At 42.9% G+C, this 245-nt stretch carries 1 pseudogene; it reads left to right on the forward strand.

Features of this window, described 5'->3' with window-relative positions:
• A pseudogene (locus tag HMPREF2958_RS11035) lies at positions 1–245 on the forward strand (hypothetical protein); the annotation flags it as partial.

Consider the following 245-nt stretch of genomic DNA (forward strand, 5'->3'; position numbering starts at 1 on the left):
AATATTCTTGAAGAGATGGATACGTACTACAGTATTCGTCCAATTCATGGTAGCGGGCTGTACAAAGTTTTATTTGGGTGGGGATTCGAACTTTCGCAAGAGAGTTTGTCTCGGGTGGAAGAGTTCTTTGTCAACAGTGTGGTGATTGCTGCTGATGGGGTTGAATATCCTTGGTCAAGTATGGAGGAGTATAAGAAGTTTTTCTTTCCGAATGGTTTTCCTGACCCGTTGTATGAGGATGGTAC

The sequence above is a fragment of the Rothia sp. HMSC036D11 genome (assembly GCF_001814205.1).
GTDB lineage: Bacteria > Actinomycetota > Actinomycetes > Actinomycetales > Micrococcaceae > Rothia > Rothia dentocariosa.